14 protein-coding genes are annotated in these 20,263 nt (G+C 54.1%); 1 reads left to right on the top strand and 13 read right to left on the bottom strand.

Translation table 11 applies throughout. The annotated features are described in order from the left end of the window. Nucleotides 1–77: 77 nt before the first annotated feature. The 13 genes from ACESLM_RS07750 to ACESLM_RS07810 all read right to left on the bottom strand — a co-directional run bounded on the left by ACESLM_RS07750 (nucleotide 78) and on the right by ACESLM_RS07810 (nucleotide 18,848). On the bottom strand, nucleotides 78–752 hold the full coding sequence (locus tag ACESLM_RS07750; protein WP_372630983.1) for a GntR family transcriptional regulator: 675 nt from the start codon (nucleotides 750–752) through the stop codon (nucleotides 78–80). 199 nt (nucleotides 753–951) lie between these two features. Then, nucleotides 952–2,322 (bottom strand): extracellular solute-binding protein, encoded by a 1,371-nt coding sequence (locus ACESLM_RS07755; RefSeq protein WP_372630984.1) that lies wholly within the window; start codon nucleotides 2,320–2,322, stop codon nucleotides 952–954. Between the two features lie 176 nt (nucleotides 2,323–2,498). Next, nucleotides 2,499–3,410, bottom strand: coding sequence for a carbohydrate ABC transporter permease (locus tag ACESLM_RS07760; protein ID WP_372630985.1), 912 nt, complete (start codon nucleotides 3,408–3,410; stop codon nucleotides 2,499–2,501). A gap of 1 nt (nucleotide 3,411) precedes the next feature. Further along, complete coding sequence (locus tag ACESLM_RS07765; RefSeq protein WP_372630986.1) at nucleotides 3,412–4,290, bottom strand: carbohydrate ABC transporter permease; 879 nt, start codon at nucleotides 4,288–4,290, stop codon at nucleotides 3,412–3,414. Further along, nucleotides 4,287–6,485, bottom strand: coding sequence for a DUF5696 domain-containing protein (locus ACESLM_RS07770; protein ID WP_372630987.1), 2,199 nt, complete (start codon nucleotides 6,483–6,485; stop codon nucleotides 4,287–4,289). The genes ACESLM_RS07765 and ACESLM_RS07770 overlap by 4 nt, the downstream gene beginning before the upstream one ends. Next, the gene (locus tag ACESLM_RS07775; RefSeq protein WP_372630988.1) at nucleotides 6,478–8,535 is read right to left on the bottom strand and encodes a YIP1 family protein; all 2,058 of its coding nucleotides are present in this window, start codon (nucleotides 8,533–8,535) and stop codon (nucleotides 6,478–6,480) included. The genes ACESLM_RS07770 and ACESLM_RS07775 overlap by 8 nt, the downstream gene beginning before the upstream one ends. Nucleotides 8,536–8,564: 29 nt before the next feature. Then, nucleotides 8,565–9,452: a carbohydrate ABC transporter permease gene (locus ACESLM_RS07780; RefSeq protein WP_372630989.1), complete on the bottom strand. Its 888-nt coding sequence runs from the start codon at nucleotides 9,450–9,452 to the stop codon at nucleotides 8,565–8,567. After that, nucleotides 9,449–10,378: a carbohydrate ABC transporter permease gene (locus tag ACESLM_RS07785; RefSeq protein ID WP_372630990.1), complete on the bottom strand. Its 930-nt coding sequence runs from the start codon at nucleotides 10,376–10,378 to the stop codon at nucleotides 9,449–9,451. Before ACESLM_RS07785 ends, ACESLM_RS07780 begins: the two co-directional genes overlap by 4 nt. Further along, nucleotides 10,375–13,353, bottom strand: a complete 2,979-nt coding sequence (locus tag ACESLM_RS07790) for an extracellular solute-binding protein (protein WP_372630991.1) — start codon at nucleotides 13,351–13,353, stop codon at nucleotides 10,375–10,377. Before ACESLM_RS07790 ends, ACESLM_RS07785 begins: the two co-directional genes overlap by 4 nt. A gap of 30 nt (nucleotides 13,354–13,383) precedes the next feature. Next, a complete protein-coding gene (locus ACESLM_RS07795) occupies nucleotides 13,384–14,487 on the bottom strand; it encodes an ABC transporter ATP-binding protein (RefSeq protein WP_372630992.1) in 1,104 nt (367 codons plus the stop codon). Then, the gene (locus ACESLM_RS07800) at nucleotides 14,469–15,359 is read right to left on the bottom strand and encodes a metallophosphoesterase family protein (protein WP_372630993.1); all 891 of its coding nucleotides are present in this window, start codon (nucleotides 15,357–15,359) and stop codon (nucleotides 14,469–14,471) included. The genes ACESLM_RS07795 and ACESLM_RS07800 overlap by 19 nt, the downstream gene beginning before the upstream one ends. Nucleotides 15,360–15,401: 42 nt before the next feature. Beyond that, a complete protein-coding gene (locus tag ACESLM_RS07805) occupies nucleotides 15,402–17,696 on the bottom strand; it encodes a glycoside hydrolase family 2 protein (protein ID WP_372630994.1) in 2,295 nt (764 codons plus the stop codon). 189 nt (nucleotides 17,697–17,885) lie between these two features. Further along, a complete protein-coding gene (locus ACESLM_RS07810; RefSeq protein ID WP_372630995.1) occupies nucleotides 17,886–18,848 on the bottom strand; it encodes a cellulase family glycosylhydrolase in 963 nt (320 codons plus the stop codon). A 337-nt stretch (nucleotides 18,849–19,185) separates the two neighbouring features. On the opposite strand from ACESLM_RS07810, the gene ACESLM_RS07815 reads away from it, so the two are divergent. Next, entirely contained in the window at nucleotides 19,186–20,208 is a 1,023-nt protein-coding gene (locus tag ACESLM_RS07815) for a LacI family DNA-binding transcriptional regulator (protein ID WP_372630996.1), read from the top strand. The last annotated feature ends 55 nt before the right edge of the window (nucleotides 20,209–20,263 follow it).

The following is a 20,263-nucleotide window of genomic DNA, read 5'->3' on the forward strand; positions in this document are numbered from 1 at the left end:
AGCCAGTCCGGGCGCACCGCAAAAAAGAACGCAACGCCTGCTTCCCGCAGGCGTTGCGTTCTTTTCCGTTCGGACGATCAATGGGTATTTTTCTCGATTCGCTCGATGATAATATTCATCGCGTTCTTAATATGAAGCTCCAATTCCTCGATACACGCTTCATTCTTCTGCACGATCATATCCGCCAGCTTGCGATGGGCATCGCAAAACTCATCGAAGGTCGGGGTCGTCATATTCGTAATTTCCAGAATCGCTTGAATCGTTTTGGCCATCGTATTCCAGGCAACCGTCATCGCATTGTTGTCGGCCATCAGAATCAGGCTCTGATGGAACGCGATGTCCAGGTTCGAAGTCACCTCGCTCGTGACCTCGCTGCCCTTGCCCTTGTAGGATTCCAACAAGTCCATCGCATCGAACAGCGGCCGATACCGGAATACGGGGCTTCTCAAGGCGCTCCGCAGAGCCGTCTTCTCGAGCAGCAGCCGCAGCTCGAAGATATCCTGGATATCCTTCGCGGAGCAGCCAATAACCTCTGTCCCGCCATTCGTCAAATTCATGACGAGCCCTTCCTGGGCCAATAGCTGCAACGAAGTCCGGATCGGAGCCCGGCTGATGCCCATCTGCTCGGCCAGCTTGGCTTCGATCAGCCTCGTTCCGGGCTTGTACTTGCCGAGAATAATATCTTTGCGAAGCTGCGCAACGACTTCTTTCGTATGGTGCGACCGGGTTAAAGCATCATGAAATTGACTCATGTCATTTGCTTTCCTTTAGCTTGAATTATTATTGGCAACATCGTGCCTTTCTGTAACTCCAGAATAGCAAGAGCCTTCGCAACCTGTCAACAATTCCCCCTTTCGGAATAACTCCTGCTCGAAAATCATACAAACAGCCCCTCAAAAAGACATGAAGGCTAATCCGCGTCTGTTCAACGCGACTAGCCTCCTTGACGGACTATTGGCGATAGTAATCGTCAATCTGCTGCTGCATGATTTTGTTCAGATTATCCAGATAGGCTTGCGGATCCTCACTGGACGTTCCGTTCAGCACCGCCATAAAGTCGGCTTCGAACGTTTCCGGAAGGTTTACGGGCGTCAGCGGCGGATACTTCTTGACCTTGCTCAAAATGTCCAGGCGCAATTTCAGCAGCTCGTCGGATTGCGCCAACTCTTCAAGGTACGGCACCGTTTTCTTGGCCGGGATCACGCCCAGAATGTCATACGAAATTCTTGCCGCGGCATCGGAGGTCGTTAGCCATTTCAGGAACTGAAACGCCGCTTCCTTGTTTTTGCCCGTCGATACCATCGAGAAGCCGTAGCCGCCTACCCACAGAGACTCATCCGGCAATGCCGTTAGGTGCAGCTCCATCTCGTCTCTCATTTTTTGCGTATAGACGTAAGAGACGGCCATCTTGTTGGCATCGAATAAATCGGTATCCGCGGGCAATGTTTTCTTCAGCTCCTCCATTCGGGTCGCATGGATATTTTCCTGATAGAAGTCGGCCATCCATTCCATCGTTTCCACGATTTTCGGATGGTTATAGCCGATCTTCCTCGATACGGGATCATAGATGTCCTCAGGCGTTGCTCCGTTCAGGAAAGACCAGGTCATGAATGCGGTGGATGTTCCCCAAATGCTCGAAGGGTCGAACGTCGTCATCTCCTGCTTCCCGTTATTCACGATCCAGAATTGCTCCAGGTAGTCGCCGAGATCCTCAAGCGTCTGAATCGCGGGCACCTCGGTGATGCCGTATTGCTCTAATATTTTTTTGTTATGGAAGAGCGGAAAATTCGGATCGACGTTCCAAGGCAAGCCGTACAGCTTGTCGCCCACGATATACTTGCTGTAGGCCGCATCCACGTAGTTGTCTTTGCCGATCGTTCCGTCCTTCTCGATGTACGGCGTCAAATCCTCCAGCAGATTGTCTTTCAGGAAGCGGGGATTCGGGCTGCTGGTCATAACCAGGTCCGGACTGTCGTTGGCCGCGACATACGTGGGCAAGGAAGCCGCCCAGCCATCCGTCACGTATTCGATCTTCACATTCGGATATTCTTCCATGAAGGCGATCGCAAGCGCGTCGAACATCGCTTTGTTCGGCTGGATATCGGCCCACTCGCGCAATACTTTGACAGTGCCGGAATATTGACTGGTGTCAACGGACGCCTTGCCGCTGGCGCTCGGCTCAGGAGTCGAGGTTCCGTCGGCAGTCGCAACGCTTTGCGACGGCTGAGCCGTATTCTCGTCGCCATTCGAGGAACAGCCTATGAGAAAGACCAAGAAGCACAATACCAGCATCGGAATGACTCTGCTTGCTTTTCTGTTCATGTTACAATCCCCTTTGCTCATTTGATGGTTTTCGAAACCAAAAGTCTTGGGAACGCTTCCATCCAGACCTTCTTCAACAGTCCCTTGCGCTAGTCTCGATGCCATTATATCTCCCTAATTTCTTTACTGTCAACAATTTTTATAATTTGTATACATTTAAATATTTTTGTTCTCTTTCATTCCACAATTCCCGATTTCTCGACACCTCTCATAAACCATTTTTGAACGAGCAGATAGAGAACCATCGGCGGCAAAATCACATAGAAACTGCCAGCCATCTTCATCGATTCATTGTCCGTATATCCCCCGGCTCCGTACATCCGCTCCAGTTCTTGCCATAGGCTGTCCAGCGCGAAGGACAGCGGCATATGCTCCCCCCTTAAGAACAATCCGGTTAAAAAGGTTTCGTTCCAGTGCCAAACGAAGGAGAAAATAAAGACGACGATAATTGCGGGCTTTGCGAGCGGAAGCATGAGCTTGTAAAAGATCCGAAACGATCCCGCTCCGTCCAAGTAAGCAGCCTCTTCATAAGCCTTCGGCACCGTCTGGAAAAACTGGCGGAAAATAATGACGAATAGCGTGCCCCGGATGCCGTGCGCAAACAGCGCAGGCAGGATAATCGCAAGCGGCGAGCCGAGCAAGCCAAGCTTGCTGAACAAGATGTACATGGGCAACGTCAGCGTTGCCGGCGGCACCAGAAAGCAGACGATCAGCACGCCGAACAGCACGTTCCTGCCCGGAAACCGGAATCTCGCGAAGCCGTAGCCGGTGATGGAGCAGGAGAGGACATGGAAGACGGCGCCGAAGACGGCAATGATCAGGCTGTTCTTGAACGTCTCGGGGAACCGAATGCCGAACCAGGCCTGCTTAAGGAACGTCAGATCGATCGCGCGGGGAATCCATCTGACGGTCGGATCCAATAAATCCGCCGTGCTCTTCACCATCGTGGAAAACATGTGCAGAAGCGGATTCAAATAGAGAAAGACGATATTCACCAGCACGAAGTAGATCAACAGAACCTTAAAGATTCCCAGTTTCTCGGTGTTGCCCAGCATGGCGTTTCTTGCCAGCCTTACCCACTTTGGCATCTCATCCCCTCCTGCTTCTGCCGCTGATTTTGCTAAAGACGGCAAGCACGACCATAATCATGACGAAAATGATCAAAGAATAAATAAAGGCGATTGCGCTAATGTAGCCATAACCGGCAGTATTCATATTGCCGGTAATATAGGACATGACTCCGCTGAAAGGGAACGTCGACATGTCGACGATCGTGAAGATCGTATTCAGCAGAATGAAAGGCGTCAGACCCGGCAGCGTAATTCTCCATAGCGTCATCCACATCGTAGAGCCGTCGATGCGGGCAGCTTCGTAGACCTGCTGCCCGATCGTTTGGAACCCGACCAGAAACAGCAGAACCTGAACCCCGGAATACCACAGGATGATAACCAACATATCCAGTACGCTGATTAACGGCTCCGCCAGCACCTTCGGGAAATTAGACAAAATAAATGCCGATATATCGTATTGCTCCAAGATTTGCAGTCCGCCAGCACCCTGAAAAAATAGTTGGTTGAGCACACTGCCCGTCGAGAAGATGACCGGCAGGAAGAAGAAGGCCCGGAACACCGTCCTGCCCGGAAACTTGATATTCAGCATGACCGAGACGAACAGCGAGAATAAGATGATCAACGGAATCGCAATCAGCGTCCGAAGCAACTCCTCGAACAGAATAACCGGAAATTGATTGTCCTTCAGGAACGCATTCGTTATGTTCTGCAATCCGATCCAATCCATCTGCAAGCCTAAATTCGTAATTCGGACATCGTTAAAGCTCATATAGATCGTGAACAACAGCGGATAGGCAACGAAGAGACCGAGGCCGATCAGCCAGGGCGCAAGAAAGATATAGCCAGTCAGCGCCTCGCGGCCATTCATAGACAGTTTGCTTCGCTTTACCCCTTTCACCCCCGACCCTCTCCTCTCACGATGCTGTAGTTTTCGGGTAATATTTCGCGATCCCCCGCATGATACGATTGCCGCGTATAATTGACGATCACGCTCGTGCCGTCTTCGTATACGGTTTCATACACGCCTTGACCCAACTCGCGGTGGTCTTCAATAAACTGATTGCCGAGCGTTCCGATCGCCGATTTCAGTTCCGAATATTGGGTGATCGCCTGCTCCCGCCATTCCTCGAACCGGCTGCTGTAGATCGAATCGCTGAGCGTATGCTTCAGCGCGGCTGGATCGTCGTGGGTCAGCAGATACGCAGGCCATGCTCCGTATTCCAACGTGTTCAGGAAGCCCGTCCGCGCCTCGTCCTGTAGATTGAGCGGAATCCCGGAGTAAGATACGAGCCCGTGCAGCGCGATCGGATAGAAAGGGACTTTAAAGTTAGCGAGCATATCGTAGCTCGTATCGAACGGGAGTCTGCCGATATGGCTCACATAGGGCAGCGCATAGGCATTGCCGTGATCCGCTCGAGCCTCGCCCAGACGATGGCTTGTGTCCGCCAGCATCGCCTTGAATACCGCAGCCGTTTCCTTTCGCGGAATCGGCCGGGACGGGGATTCGTCGGAAAGGACAACCTTGCCGATCCCTTCATGGTAGAGTCCGTCAACGTTCAAGTCGCGGAACTTGATGAAGCTATCCTGCAGATAATGCCAAGACAGATAGGGCTGAACGAAATATTCCGCAATGCCTAGACCCAGACCGTCGGAGATGACCTTGCCGTTGTAGTCCCGAATGGCGTCGTTTTTCGGATTAAAGCCATTACTGGAGGAGTAAGCGACCGCGAAGTTATCCGCCAAATAGAGCTTGCCGTCCAACGAATGGACTTGCCGGGCCAGCTCCGCAAGCCCTTCCGCTCCGCCTAACGCTTTGCTTGGCGGGAAGCGTCCCGGCGTATCCTGAAGATAGCCGTTGTTCTCCCAACCTCTATACGTGACGTCGATCGGCCCGACTCCAGCTTCCGCCAAAGACCGAACCATCTGCCCGGCCTGATCGAAGGTCGTGACCGGAACCAGCTTCTTGCCGATCAGCGCCTTCTCCCGGTCTCCGCCCATCACATAGAGATCCAACGGATAAGAAGCCTCTGCCCTGCGTTCGAGTCCTTTGACCTCCATCAAGTAGCTCCTGTATGCTCGCGCCATCCCGGCATAGTTCGAGTCGTCGCCGGACAGGAAATAATAGCGGATTCGGCGATCCTCCTTGGCCTTCTCCTCCTGGAACACCTGAAATCCGTTTCCGAACAGACTCGTTAGCTTAAAGTAGTTTTCGCGGTAGACGAATTGCGGGGTCACCCAATTGAACGTGGTATACATGCCGCCCGGAGTCGCCGCAATCTCCGCGGTGAACTCTCCCTCGTCAATGATTCCGACGAACGCTTTCTCCCCGCTGGCCATGCCGAATACGGGATATAGAACGTCGTCCCCATAGATCGAACGAGAGGAATAGGAGTAGGAATAATGGGTCGTCGGATCGAACGGAATCAGCGCGCCGATTCCGTCCGGCACGAACATATAACCGGTATGGGTCGCGCCTTGCATCGCGCCGAACATCGGCATGACCCAAAGACTGACCAGTCTTGTATCCCCCGATTCGACGATCCGGTCGTAAGGAATCGAGACCTCCAGATGATCGTCGTCCAGTCGGACGAGATAAGAAAATCGAATGTTGATTTTCCGCAGATCGAATACGATCTCGACTCCGCCCTTCAGCTCATGGAAAGAAATCGCGGCATCCAGATCCGCCGAACTCGCCGTAATCACTTCCGTGCTGATGCCCTTCAGGTCAAGGTATTCGATGACGAACGGCGATTCCAACATATTGCGCCAATATCCCTTAACTTCCTCGAGCGCCAGCGCATCCGCCTGAGGATTGCTGAACCACTCGTGCCGTCCCCCGCGATCCGTAATCCGTATCTGACCCGCGGCGTTCACTGCAAGCGCTATTCGGTCATTCTCCCCGATTGGGGTGAAGGTTTTCCCTACGGTCAGCGAAGCTCCCGCCGGACCGGTATTCCGCAACGCCGTCTGTTCCGACAAGGAAGGCATATCTCGAGCCCGGACTTCCTGCCGCAACAATCCGATCGCCGCGATAATGAGAATAACCAAGAGAAGGATTCCTGCTGCCAGCCAACTTCTGTTCCATCTACGCACGGAATTTCAACTCCTCCCTAACCTGTGTGATAAAGTCGAACAGTTGGACGTTCATGCCGAAGAAAATGAAGAGGAGGATCCATACCGCCAACGCGAACAGGATCGTCAGGACGATGATCCGTATCGCTTCTCCTAGATCGAAGTTATGAATCTCCTTGACGCATACGACGAACAGGAAGCCCGTCCAGCATAGGGCGCCGACGGTTAAGAAGCTGTAGATCGCCGATTCGCCCAACGTAAGCGCGTTCGATACGAGCGTAATCGGAAAGATGAGCAAGGCGTACGGCGTAAGCGCGTAGCTGCTTCCGATCACGACATCCACGAATCGGCCTTGTCCCCGGAAGATCGAACTGATCAAGTAATTGCAGACGACCCATGTGGCGAACAGCACCAGAAGCACCGCTAAGACGACCAGCGGGTCCACGTCATTCGTTTCCCTCGGATTGAAAATGAAGCTGCTTGCCAGCTCCGAGGCGATAAGCATGACATACAGCAGTGCCAGCAGTACGACGGACGCGAGCAAGCCGGACTTGCGATGATAGCGAAGCTCGGCGAAGCCATCGAACGGATGCTTCAACAGGCGGAACAGCCCCTTGAGTTGAACCATCGCAAGCGAATTCCCATACCGACTGAGGAGGTCCGCCACTCTTCGGTCAAGCAGACGTCGGATCGCATAAATCGCGATCGCCGATGCCAGCAGCACGGTAACGATAAGCGTGAAGTGGCTTTGCATAAAGTTCAGCCGGACTTGCCAGAACGCTTTGGAATACTCCGTCACTGCATTCGCGGCTTTGAAATGGTCCATCGCTTGTTCCCACATGCCTTGACTGTAATAGGACTTGCCGATCCCAAGGTGAGCCAAGTAATACTTGCTGTTCAGATGCAGCACTTCGTTCCACAGCTCTTCGCTCTCACGATACTTCCCGTCCAATGTTAATCGCTTCGCTTCCATCACCTTCAGCGCGAAATCGGACGGTCTGAACACATACACGGCGTTGGCGCCGCTGTCGACGACGTACAGTTTTCCGTTCGCATCGACTTCGATCGCTTTCGGCTGCTCCAGCAAGCCCAGCTTGCGAAAGCCCTCGTCCTTGCCTGCGAAGGCAAACAGAATTTCTCCGTCCGAATCGTACTGGTAGATGATCCCGGTTTGATTGTCCACGGCGGCGATCATCCCGCTCCGATCGACCGTCAGATCGGTAAACATCCGCTCCTGACCGGCTTTTAGCCGCTTCTCCCCGTAGACCCGATCGCCCAGCAAGTCGGCCCCGGCATAATTCAGCTTCTTCAATTGCCTAGTCGGCACCCGCACGCTGGACGTATAAATCAAGCCTTGGTCGTCGATCGTAACGTTGCTGATCGTTCCCGGCAGCTTGTCGCCCTCCATGGACATCTGAGCTTCCGTGAAAAAGAGGCGCTTCAAAGCGTCGATGAAATGATAGGAGGCCTGGTTCATGCCGAAAAACCCGCGAAATTGCCCATCTTTCGTATCTATGAGCATCAGTCCCTGATAACCGCTTTTGAGCACGAGATACATGACCCCGCGCTGGTCGACCACCAGCTTCATCGGTTCGAAACGGAAATTGTCGGGAAGGTATTCGCTGTCCGGCTTTCGATATTCGCGAATGTAGGTCCCGTCGGCCTGGAACAAAGCAACCCTTCTGTTGCCGGTATCCGCGACATAGACGAAGCCTTCTTTTGTCACGAATACGCCCTCGGGCCTTTTCAGTTCGCCGTCCCCTTCCTCGTCGCCGTAAACGATCGTTTGCTCGTAATTTTCGTTCAATCGCACGACCCGATTATTTCGGCTATCGACCACATACAATTGGTTCCGGTCGTCAATCATGATGTCTTCCGGACTGTCGAACCTGAGCTCCCCGGATTCCAGGCCAATCATTCGTTCGGGAATATAGGCCGCCTGCACGGGGAAACGCGAGCCGTTCGAGTCGAACGAATACGTTTCATAAGGCAAGGCAGCCTGAGCCTGCCCGGGAGCAGCGACACCTCCACAAAACAAGAGCGCGCATACCCATCTGATCCATCGAGACAATGCCGTCTCCCCTCCCTTCTCGCCACGAATTATTTAATGCCGGAATGCATCATCGTATCGATCATCTTCCGCTGCAGCAGAAGGAAAAAGATCAAATTCGGGATGAACATCATTAATGTCGCGGCCGCCGCGACGCCCTGCCTTGCAACCGAATTGCTCAGCCCGCTCGTCAGCGTCAGTACGTAGAATGGCAAAGTCTTCATCGTTTCGTCTTCAATGAAAAACGTCGACGTTTCGATATTGGACCAGGAGCCCTGGAATGAAAGGATGGCTACGGTCGCCACGGCCGGAAGGCTGAGCGGCACGATAACCGAGCTCAATACCCGAAGCTCGTTCGCCCCCTCTATTCGGGCCGCCTCCAGCATTTCGTTCGGAACTTGGTCGATGAATTGCTTCATGAGAAATACGCTGACCGGCATCGCTACCAGAGGTAGCACGTGCGCCCAGTAGGTGTTGATCAATCCCAACTGGCTGATGACGAAATACCGGGGGATTTGCACGGTCTCCGGCGCGAACATCAGCGAGATGACGATAGTCGAGAACAGCAGCTCCTTGCCGGGAAATCTACCCTTGGACAAGGCGAACGCGCACAGAAGGCTGAAAAACGTGGACAACCCGATCGTCAAGCTCGTGCTAATCAAGTTATTGAACAAGTATCTCGTAACCGGCACGATGGAATTTTTCGAAGCCAATAGCAGATCACTGAAATTTTTGAGCGTAGGATGCTCGACGATAAACGTCGGCGGATATTTGAAAAGCTCGCTTGCCGGCTTGAACGCGTGGTTGAACAAGTAAATGATCGGCAGAAGCATGAACATCGACAGCCCGGTCAGGAACAGAACCAGAAAACATTGAAACCACGTCAACTTCTTCACGACCCGTCGCGCCGGCGCGATCCATCGCATGACTCTCCTCATGATTTCGTCTCTCCTTCGGTCCCGAACAACCTCCAGCATAATCGGCTCGTCGCGTAGATGAGGATCAGCAAGACGACGGAGATCGAAGAGGCATAGCCCATTTCATAACGGATAAATCCGTAATCGTCGACATGGTTGATCAGCAAGTGTCCGGCGTATTGCGGCGTCGGATTCGAGCCCGTTAGTTCCACGCTGATGGAACCCGCCCGCAGCGTTCCGACGATGGCCATGACCGCGCCGAACAGCATTTGCGGCTTCATCGACGGAATTGTAATGTACCAGATCTCTTGAAAGCGAGACTTGATCCCGTCGATCTTCCCTGCCTCGTACAGCGTCTTGTCGACGCTCTGAATACCGGCCAGCATCGCGAGGAATCCGACCCCCATGCTGGCCCACAGGCTGACGATGATCATAATATTCATCAAATATTTCGGATCTTGAACCCATAGCTGCGGCTGCTGAATGATGCCGAGCTCCAGCAGAATGCTGTTCATGTAACCGAGACGATCGCCGCTGAAAATGACGATCCATACGACGGCCATCGCGACGCCGGCCGTCAACGACGGCGCGTACATCGCCAGCGTATACCATACGCGCGATTTGGATGGCAGCTGCGTGATGAGCCAGGCCAGCGCAAAGGAACAGATATAGCCGATCGGACCGACGATAATCGCGAACTTAAAGGTGTTCGGTATGGCGTGCATCCAGAACGTCGTGTCCTGGGTAAGCAAATTAATATAGTTTCGCAAGCCGACAAACTTCGGCGGCTCGATTGCGTTGAAGGACGTAAAGGAGAGCACGATGGCGGCTACGGTCGGCACGAATATAAATAGAAGAAACACGATCGTAAACGGGGCCACGAATACATACGATAGCCAATTGGCCCTCATCTCCCGAAGCAGATGGCGAAGGCTCGTCGCGTTCATGGTTCATCCCTTCCTTCCCATTTCTCGTTGACTTGAGGAATCTCCAAAGAACGAAGCCGATTGCCCTGCTCGTCCACGAGCCCGAATTCATGCAATTTGCGCCGCATCTCCCGGTTGATCTCCAGAATGGAAGCTTCCAACGATTCGCGGTAATTCTCGTCGCTCAGGACGCTGCGGTTCCAAGCGAAATTCAGCTCCCTCGGCGTGAAATAGAAACCGGGCACAATCGGCATTTCCTTAAACCAGCTCATCTGCTCAAAGATGGCAACCGCGTCCTCTTTCGGCCATGGCAGCCGCTTAAGGGCTTGCACGTTGGCGGTGTTCCAGCGGAACTCCGTCCCGTTCAGCAGCTCGATTTCGTTGCCGTATCGGGATTGCACTTCCTCGGATGCCCACCATTTCATAAACTGCCATGTCTCTTCCTGACGTTCGGAGGTCTTGAAGATCATGCCCCCCTGTATCGCGCCGCCCGCCCATCTAGCGACCGTTCCTTCTTTCTCCATTCCGGGAATCGGATATACGGACCACAGACCGGCAATTTCCGGCGCGGCGACGAGCAGCTGTAGATAAGTGTTGAAGTCGGAGATGCCGATCGGCATGTCGCCGTTGCGAAAATGCATATAGAAATTCGGCACCTCGCGAGGAAAGCCGAACACCTTGAACAAATCGGTCCATTGCTTGAAGGCGGCGAAGCCTTCCGGCGTATCCAGCCCGGATCTCATGCCGTCCGCGGTAAAAAACTCGGCCCCGTTCTGGAAGACGAACGGCAAATAATTGGTATGACTGTAAAAGAAGTCGTAGCCTCTCTGCTGAAGGTCCGGGAGAATGGCATACACGTCCGACCAGGTTTGCGGCGGCTCGATGCCGAGCGCCTGGAACAGATCGTCGCGAACAAACATCATATTGGGCGAAACCGTCTCCGGCAGGCCGTAATTTCCGCCGTTATAATACAGCTGAACCCGCATTCCCGGGCTATAGTCTCCAGCCGCCTCCTCATAATCCGGAAATCTGCCCAGATCGACGGCTGCGTTCCGCATGGCGAAATCCACAATTGTGCCCGGGTCGATTCCGAGCGCGCCGTCAGGCTCTCTTCCCGCGGCATGGCTTAGAATGAGCTGCTGCGAATTCGGCATCAGATTGATATTGACCTTGATGCCTGTCTCGGGCGTGAACTGTTCATCGACCATCTGCTGCAGCAGATTCACGTAGTCTCTTCCCCGATTTACCCAAACCGTAATGGCCTCCTCGTCCTCGCGGCCGTAGTAGCTATACTCGCTCGAGAACGTATGGAAAAAGCCTTTGATCGTATTGCCCAGCCGCTCACTCCAGTTCGGGATTACGTCGGGCAGCTTCGCTTCCGGTTGCGCGATCAGGATAAGGTCCAGATCGAGCGGCTGCTCCCGCAGCTCCGTCATGAAACCGGACAGCGTTTCTTGTATGGACGCCAGCATCTCCGGCCTTTTCGGAAGGAGATTCGGATTCGCCTTCAGCTTCTTCAAATCGGTAATGCCTGAACGAATGCCGTCCGAACTGGAGATTTTCCTCCCGTACAAGCTTTCCAGCCCTTCCAGCTGCATCTCCAATTGTCGGATCAAGCCCTCGTACCGCTCCACGATATCTGGAAGATACAGGAGCAAGTTCCAATCTCGGTTCGCGTCTCCGAGCAACGGATCGCGAACGCCCGTAACGAGCCGTACCTCGCGGTTTAAGGTCTGGATTTGCGAAACGGCGGCCTGCATCGACTCGAGGATGCCCTGCAAAGGAGCGTAGGTCGCCTCCATCCGCAAGGTATTGAGACCCGCCTTCATATAAAAGAGATAATCTTCTCCGGAACCGCTTCCAAGCGTCTCCAGCTTCCAATTGTGAGTATAATCAAAAGGGTAGGTCTGCATCTCGCGGAATGGATATTGACCGTTCAACATTATGTTTCGGAATACGGCGGCATCCGTCCGGTAGCCTTGCGAATATTTGAGATGAATCTGATAATATCCGTCTTCCGGCACCTCGAACTGCCACTCGGCCCATTGCCCGCCCCTTTTCCAGCGGTCGCCCCCGATCGTGTTAAACACGATTTTGCCTTTCGACTTCGGAGAAGCCAGTTCATCCATCGAAGCAGACATCTGAAGCGAGGAGTCTGACTTTCGCCACATTCGTTCCGCCTCAATTAGAGTATACCAATCGCCTTTCGTCGCCTTATCGCCGACAGGAGTGCCCGCCTGCTCCGCATAGGAGAGCGTCTCCGTCGGCGCCGAGAAGGCCAACCGAGAGATGAGCACGGGATCGTAGATCGTCTGAATGCGCAGCCGATGCGTGCCTTCCTGCAGCAGCCATAGCAAGGGCTCGGCATAGGCTGCGCCTGAATCGGCGACGACAACCGATTGCCAGCCTTCGACTTCCTCTTGCACCGACCGAATGTCGTTGCCGTTCTCGTCCTTGGCGAGAGGAAAGCTTCCATCTTTCCACGTGCGGTTCAAGCCGATGCTTTTCGCTTCCTTATAAGGATAATGCCCATCGATTTGCACGCCGATCTGGATCGGACCGAACGATCCTTTAAGTGCGAAAAAATCGATCAACAGCTCGTACAGACCCGTTTGTTCCACTTCAATCTCGTATTCCGCCCAATCCAATTCGTCATACAGCCCGATAGCGCCGTCTTTACCGTTCTGCTCGATTTGCTCCCGAACCGTTTCAGAAAGCCGATCCGAGTGGATTGAGGAAGCGACGAACGTATCCGCCGCCCACGCTATCGGCCCGGCCGACGCGATCTCGAAGCCCTGTTCCCGCCATTGAGCCCGTGTCCGTCCATAGGAAACCTCACCCGCTTCCTCATGGATCAACGGCGAAGAGACCGCTTTCACGACGGCTTCAGCAGAGGGGCTCCCGTCCGAGCTCTCCCCGCCGCAGGCGACGACCGCGAACGCGAACACGAGGATCAGTATCAGACATGCCATCTTGGAGACGCGTCGTTCCTTCATCTCATACACCCTCCGTACTTTTCGATCTGATTAGCGAACGGCCTTGCCCGTTTCAGGATGAAAGAAATTCATATGCTCGGGATTGAAGACGACTTCCAGCTCGCTATCGTCCTCCACTCTTTCGTAAGAAGCGATTCGCATCGTGAACCGATAGTCGCCGGCGACAAAGTGGACGTAGCGGTCCGCTCCGACCAGCTCCGAGAATCGGACGACCGCCTTGAACGGAACTCCCGGCGCTCCGCTGCGATGGAGCGCGACATACTCCGGGCGAATGCCCATGACGATGCTGCGATCCACGAAATGACCCGTCTCCATCGCTTGCTCCAGCGATTTGCCGATCGGGAGGGTAAACCGTTTCGTATCGAAAGCCAGACCGCTGTTGCGCACGACGATTTTTCCAGAAATGAAGTTCATCGGAGGGGAGCCGATGAAGCTGGCGACGAACTGGTTGGCCGGGCGATTGTAAATATTCTCCGGCGTATCGACCTGCTGGATGACGCCGTCCTTCATGACGCAAATGCGCGTCCCCATCGTCATCGCCTCAATCTGATCGTGCGTAACGTAGATGAAGGTCGTTTCCAGCCGCCGATGCAGATTAATGATCTCTTCGCGCATCTGCACCCGAAGCTTGGCATCCAGATTGGACAGCGGCTCGTCCATCAGGAACACTTGCGGCTTCCGCACGAGGGCCCTTCCGAGCGCCACGCGCTGCCGTTGACCGCCGGACAGCGCCGCGGGCTTGCGCTCGAGCAAGTGCTCGATTTCAAGCGTTCTGGCTGCCGATCTCACCGTCATGTCGATAATCTGCTTCTCCACCTTGCGGAGCCACATGCCGAACGCCATATTCTCGTAGACGTCCATATTGGGATAGAGAGCATAATTTTGAAAGACCATGGCAATGTCGCGATGCTTCGGGGGCACATCGTTCACAAGCCGATCTCCGATATAGATTTCGCCTTCAGTAATCTGCTCCAAACCGGCAATCATGCGAAGCGTCGTCGACTTGCCGCAGCCCGACGGTCCTACGAACACCATAAATTCCTTGTCCTTGATCTCCAGGCCGATTTCATTGACCGACAGTTGATCGTTCTTCTTGTATCGCTTGGACACTTTCCTCAGAATGACTTCCGCCACACTGTCCCCTCCTTCGATCCGAGTGGCAGCCCGAGCTCGAATTGCGCTTGCGGGATCCACCTTTTGGATCGAAAATCTCTTCCTTTAATCCGCACCCGTTCCTTGTACACTTCGACATAATAGCCCTGACTTCCATCCTTGTGTTCCTGTTCGTCCGTCCATAAGTAGGCGACGGAAGCCGCATTGAACATGGCCGGCAGCCGGCCGCATCCGTCGTAAGCGCAATTGCGGGATTCGAGCTCCCAATGCGTGTGGCCCGTAAACAGGATGACTCCGGGGTGCCTGGAGAGCACTTCTCTCAGCTCCTCGTCCTCCTCGACGCCATGCCACGCCTGGTCATCGTAGGAACCGGCCACCGTATTTTTTAGCGGCTGATGAAGGAACAGAAACGAGGGACGCGACGGCGATGCCCGTTCCGTCAGTTTCCGATCCAGCCAGCGCAGCTGCCGCTTCGACAAGGCGCAATTCAGCTCTAGCGCCTGCTCTGTCCCAAGAAAGATGAAGGGGTACCCGTCGATCCAGCAATCCGAATACGCAGCCGGCATCCCGGTGGACGAGAGGAATAGCCCGATCAGCGTCTCCCACGCCCCCTTTCCCAAGGCCATATCGTGGTTGCCCGTCGCAAACCGCATTTGCGGTAATGTTCCCGAGGCTGCGCTCTCGAGCAAAATCCGCTTGAGCTCGTCGTACTCCTCGGCCGTTCCGTGGTCGGTCACGTCTCCGACATGTATGATGGCACGGCTATTCGGCGCGTTCGCGGCAATATCGGCAAGCGCTCCCGCGAAATTCCGATTGTACGGATGAGCCGAATCTCCGGTGAGATGCGTATCGGTTAACACTTGAAATTCGAGCAGCGGCTGCTCCGCATCCATCGTCCCTTCCTCCTTCGTCCGTACCGTCATTCGCCCGTTGCACTAGACTTGAACGCCGTTCTCAAGGAGCGACAATTGATTCATCCAACCCTTGTAGCGCTCAAGCGAAAAGCCCGGAAAGCCCAGCAAATAATGGTTGTAGCAGGTTGTACCGTCCATTGTCCATTCAATGAAAAACATTTTCTGATCGCTGTGCGATATGCGGATTCGGCCCAGATCCACATTGCCGTTAACCGTCGCAACAAAATGACCTTCAAGCAGCGTTCGCCCGGTGTCGGCATCCCAAATCTTGTAGCTGCCCCGCTTCGCCTCGAACGTGTCGTTGCTCAGCACCGCACGAACGTGCCAATCGCTCGGCTCGTCGATCATGATGCAAACGTCCTGATGAACTCTGCGCAGATAGCTGAAGGCCAGCTTCTTGCTAAAGTAGTAATCGACGACCGCATCCGAGAATTGCGGCCAGCCGTCGATCATATTCCACCAAATGACGCCCGTTCGGCGCCACTTTTTCAGCCGGGTCATCTCGACGAAAAACTTCTTCGCTTCGGCTTGCGAGATTTGGGAAGCGATTGCAAACTCTTCTAGCGTATCGGGCACTTCTCCGAACATTTCCTTCACTTGATTCGCCATCAATTCCGTCCGGTATGACCAGCAGCCGTCAAGCCCCATCGGGTCCGAGCCGTGAAGCGCCCATTGCGGATTGCCGCGCCAAGGCCAGCGGTTCTCCTCGTCGATGAACTTCACGATCGATTCGACATTGGGACAGCCGTGATACCCGATTTCGCTCACGAAATGCATGTTGCTTTCCGTATAATATTTGCTCTTGTAGTAATCTCTCGAGCCCCAGAGATGGTCCTCCGGCGCCAACGCGGCATTCCTGCGCTCCCAAACCTCCTCGGAATAATAAGGAGAGCTGGCCAAATACGGCCGATATGGATCGCATTGCTGAATCGCCGATGGAAGAACCTCGCGCGAGATTTTATTCGTCCCGGGGTCAATCTGGCGATTGAAGCTGAACATGTCGATCTCGTTATCGCCGCACCACAAGATTAGCGACGGATGATTGCGCAGCTTGCGCACGATGAATCGGGCTTCTTCCCGTACTTTCTCGTAGAATTTCTCCGTCTGGGGATAGAGCGCGCAAGCGAAGGCGAAATCCTGCCACACCATGAATCCTTCGCGGTCGCAGCGCTCGAAAAAATCATGGTCCTCGTAGACGCCTCCGCCCCACACGCGGACCATGTTGCAGTTCATCTCCGCGAACAGATCCAGGATGCGCGGAATTCGCGCCTTGTCCTTGCTGTGGAACATATCGGCCGGAACCCAGTTCGAACCTTTGCAGAAGACGGGTTCGCCGTTAATCTTGAACAGAAACTCGCCCTTCGTATCCGTAGAGGTCCATTCGCTGCGCACCAGCTCGACTGTCCGGATGCCGAAGCTGTCCTTTCGTTCCGCAAGCACGACGTCTCCATGCAGCAGTTGGGTACGGATTTCGTACAGGTTCGCTTCTCCGTACCCGCGCGGCCACCACAGCTTCGCTCCGTCGACGTGAAAGTCGAGATTGCCGGAAGAGAAATTCACCCGGCATTGCCGCTCGAACCGAGATTCGCCGCACGTTCCGACGAATCTCAGCGTCATCTCCCGGAAGAGCGCAGGATCGGCTTGCAGGTTGTACTGAATGCCGATCCACGCCCCGTGACGATCGATCCGCTTCGTATAGAAGTACGGCGTCCGGATCTCCACCTCGTCGTGGACGACCAGTTCGACGTCGCGCCATAGCCCTGCGGACACCGCCCGGGGCGTAATATCCCAGCCGAATCCGTGCGCCGCCTTGCGGATCCAGAGCTGGGACCAGTTATAATCCATCGCCCACATGGAAGGATCGTATTCCTGCCGCATCGCCGCGTAAATAGAAGATTGAAGCCGAACGACCAGGCGATTGGAGCCGCTTGCCTGCAGCGATTCGGTTACGTCGAAGGCGTGGGCGATCAGCATATTGTCACTGCGGCCGATCTCCTTGCCGTTCAACCAATAGGTAGCGATGCAATCGACGCCGTGAAAGATCAACTCCGTCCTTCCCGGCTTGGCGGGCGTATCGAAGTCCCGAACGTACCACCATTCGTACAGCTCGAATGGCTCCAAATCCTTAATATGGCTGCCGACATAGGGATCCTTGATTAAACCGGCATTCCACAGATCAAGCTCGACGTTACCCGGAACCTGGGCAGTCATCCGATCCGCCTGACCGTTGCATAATTGATCCGGGTGAACGATTTCGCTGTCCTTCTGGGACAAGTAATAAAGCTCCCATTGACCGTTCAGACTGATTGTGTTCAAGCCCTCTCCTCCTGTTATGTCTGCTAGAGTCACATGTTCGGCATTTTCGTCTCCGAAACACGGTAAGCCGCCACGCAGCCAGGCCCACTCGTTGCGCGGCTCCCCGCCGTCCGTCGCCCACATCCATTACGCCCGCCCCTGTTATTCCGGGATTTGCGCGCCTCCGCGATCGCCTAACGTGAAGCCGGCTTATGCCCGGCTCTCGTTCCATTCCTGCAGCATCTCTAGCTGATAGCTCCGTTTGTTCACGCCCGTTACCGTCGTCTCCGTCTGCGGGGAGTAATCATACACCCACAAGGCGGATAACGGGACGTCCGCCCTCTTCAACGAATCCACCATGTCGGCGAACAGCTGCCGTCCCCGCTCATGATCGACGCTTCCGTCCTCCATCGTATCGGAAACCCCGAATTCGCCTACGAACAGCGGTTTGCCGAGCGCTCGGGCCGTTTGCTGCATCAGCTCCATCGTTTTGTCCGTGTCTTGATCCGCGCCGAATCTTTGTCCTTCGTTCAAGTAATAATGCGCCGACAACACATTGAACGGATCCGGATTTTCCAGAGCCAGCGCCTCTTGAAACTGGGCCTCCGAATCCTGAATAAACGATAAACGGCGGCGCTGATTCCATGCCGTCGCCCGCGGAATGCTGCTGCCGCTGACAAGAATACGATGGGAATCGCAGCCTCTGACTTCTTCCGCGAAGAGCCGGTATGCGACATCCAACATGCCGCTCGTCAAGTCGTCCTCCGCCGTTCTTGTCTCTGCCGTGCCCCTATGGGGCACGATGGGCGGCCGGCAGTCGCGAGCATTCGGAAGATCCTGCTCCAGGTTATATTCGTTGCCGAACTCCCATCCCCAGATCGCGGGGGAATGCGCATAGCGGCCCACGAACTCCGACACGTATTGCTTCATGAATGAGATCGTTCGGCTACCAGGGTCTCCCCAGCGATTGCGGGGCTCCTTCATCAGATCGGGAATGGTGCAGTGATGCCAGAACAAGGAAGGAATCAGGCCAAGACCCTGGTGTTCAGCGTCCTCGACAAACCGATCCATTAACGTGTAGTAACGGGCTTTGTCTTCGAAATACAGCCGATAATCGTTCGGCCAATATCCGCCGGCCATAAAGCGAATAAACGGAATGCCGAACGTCCTCAAATCCTCAAATCCTTGGAGGTAAGACCTATCCTCGGCGTCCGCCAATATCCGCGAAAAGGCATTGAAGTAATTAACGCCTGCTCCCCTATACGGTCGACCGTCCTTCATCAAATCTCCTGCTTCGTTTACATACAAACCTTGAATGCGGACCCCTCCTGTCAACGTTTTGAGTAATTTAAGTTAATTTTATTTCCGTACTTTTAATTAGTCAAAGATTAATTTTTAGTTAATTTTATTGGATTTTCTGGAGTGTTGTTCCGTTTTGTATTAAGATAGACTTAAATGACTTCTGTGAAATCGCAAATAAATCGAATAATCCGCTGCGCTGGAGGATGCCATGTCTAAGAAAGTGACCTTGCTGGATATTTCAAAGAAACTCGGCCTGTCCACGGCAGCCGTATCCAAAGCCTTAAGAGGCCTGGACGGAATTAGCCCCGAAACCAGGCAAGCCGTTATCGATACGGCGAAGGAAATGCGTTACCGGGATTTCGCAGAGTTGCCCGCCGCTCTCTCAATGCCGGGCGGAGACGTTCTGTTCATCGTCGATTCGAGGGTCATGACCGACCCGCACACGCTCGCCTCTTACTTTTATGTGGATAAGGCGCTGAAGGACAACGGATTTCAGGCGAAAATGCACCCTTTGTCCGCTTCGAGCGATCATCTGGAGGAAGCCATCGTTCAGGAGAAGGAGGTTGCGGCGCTGTTTCTCTTCGGAAGAATGACCCCCAGGAAGGTCGAGCAATTGACCGAGTTGGGCAAGCCGATGCTCATGCTCGATCATGAGTTGCCTTATTCCGATATCGACGCGGTCATGATCGATCATTACGAGGGGGCTTTCCTTGCCGTTCAGCATTTCGTGCAGAACGGGCACATTCGTATCGGCTATATCGGGGACAGCAAGCTGTCGTCGGGCTTCCTCGCCAGGTACAGAGGCTTCCGCGACGCGCTTGATTATTGGGGGCTGGAGCTTCATTCGGAGTATGTGTACGACCTGCGCTTTACCGATACGTTCGGGAACATTCATTTCAACTCGCTGCCGGAGCAGTTGGATTACGCGAATTTGCCTACGGCTTTCTTCTGCGCCAACGATCCGATCGCTTTCGTTCTCAATCATGCCTTGACGGCTCAAGGCATTCGTACGCCTCAGGATCTATCCATCATCGGCTTTGACAATCTCGATTCCTGCCAATGGCAATCTCCGCCCATTAGCTCGATCGATTATTTGCGGGAAGAAATTTCGTTGAAGGCCGTGGACCTGATGCTGTGGCGGATAAACAATCTCGACGCGCCGCGCAGTAAGATTCTGGTCAAGCCCAACCTGGTCGTTCGAAACTCCGTCGCGAAGGCGACACGAGGATAAATAAACGATGTATCCCGCAAATAGATAGACATTTCTATATTTATGTGTACAATAT

It is taken from the genome of Cohnella sp., assembly GCF_041641335.1.
Lineage (GTDB): Bacteria > Bacillota > Bacilli > Paenibacillales > Paenibacillaceae > Cohnella.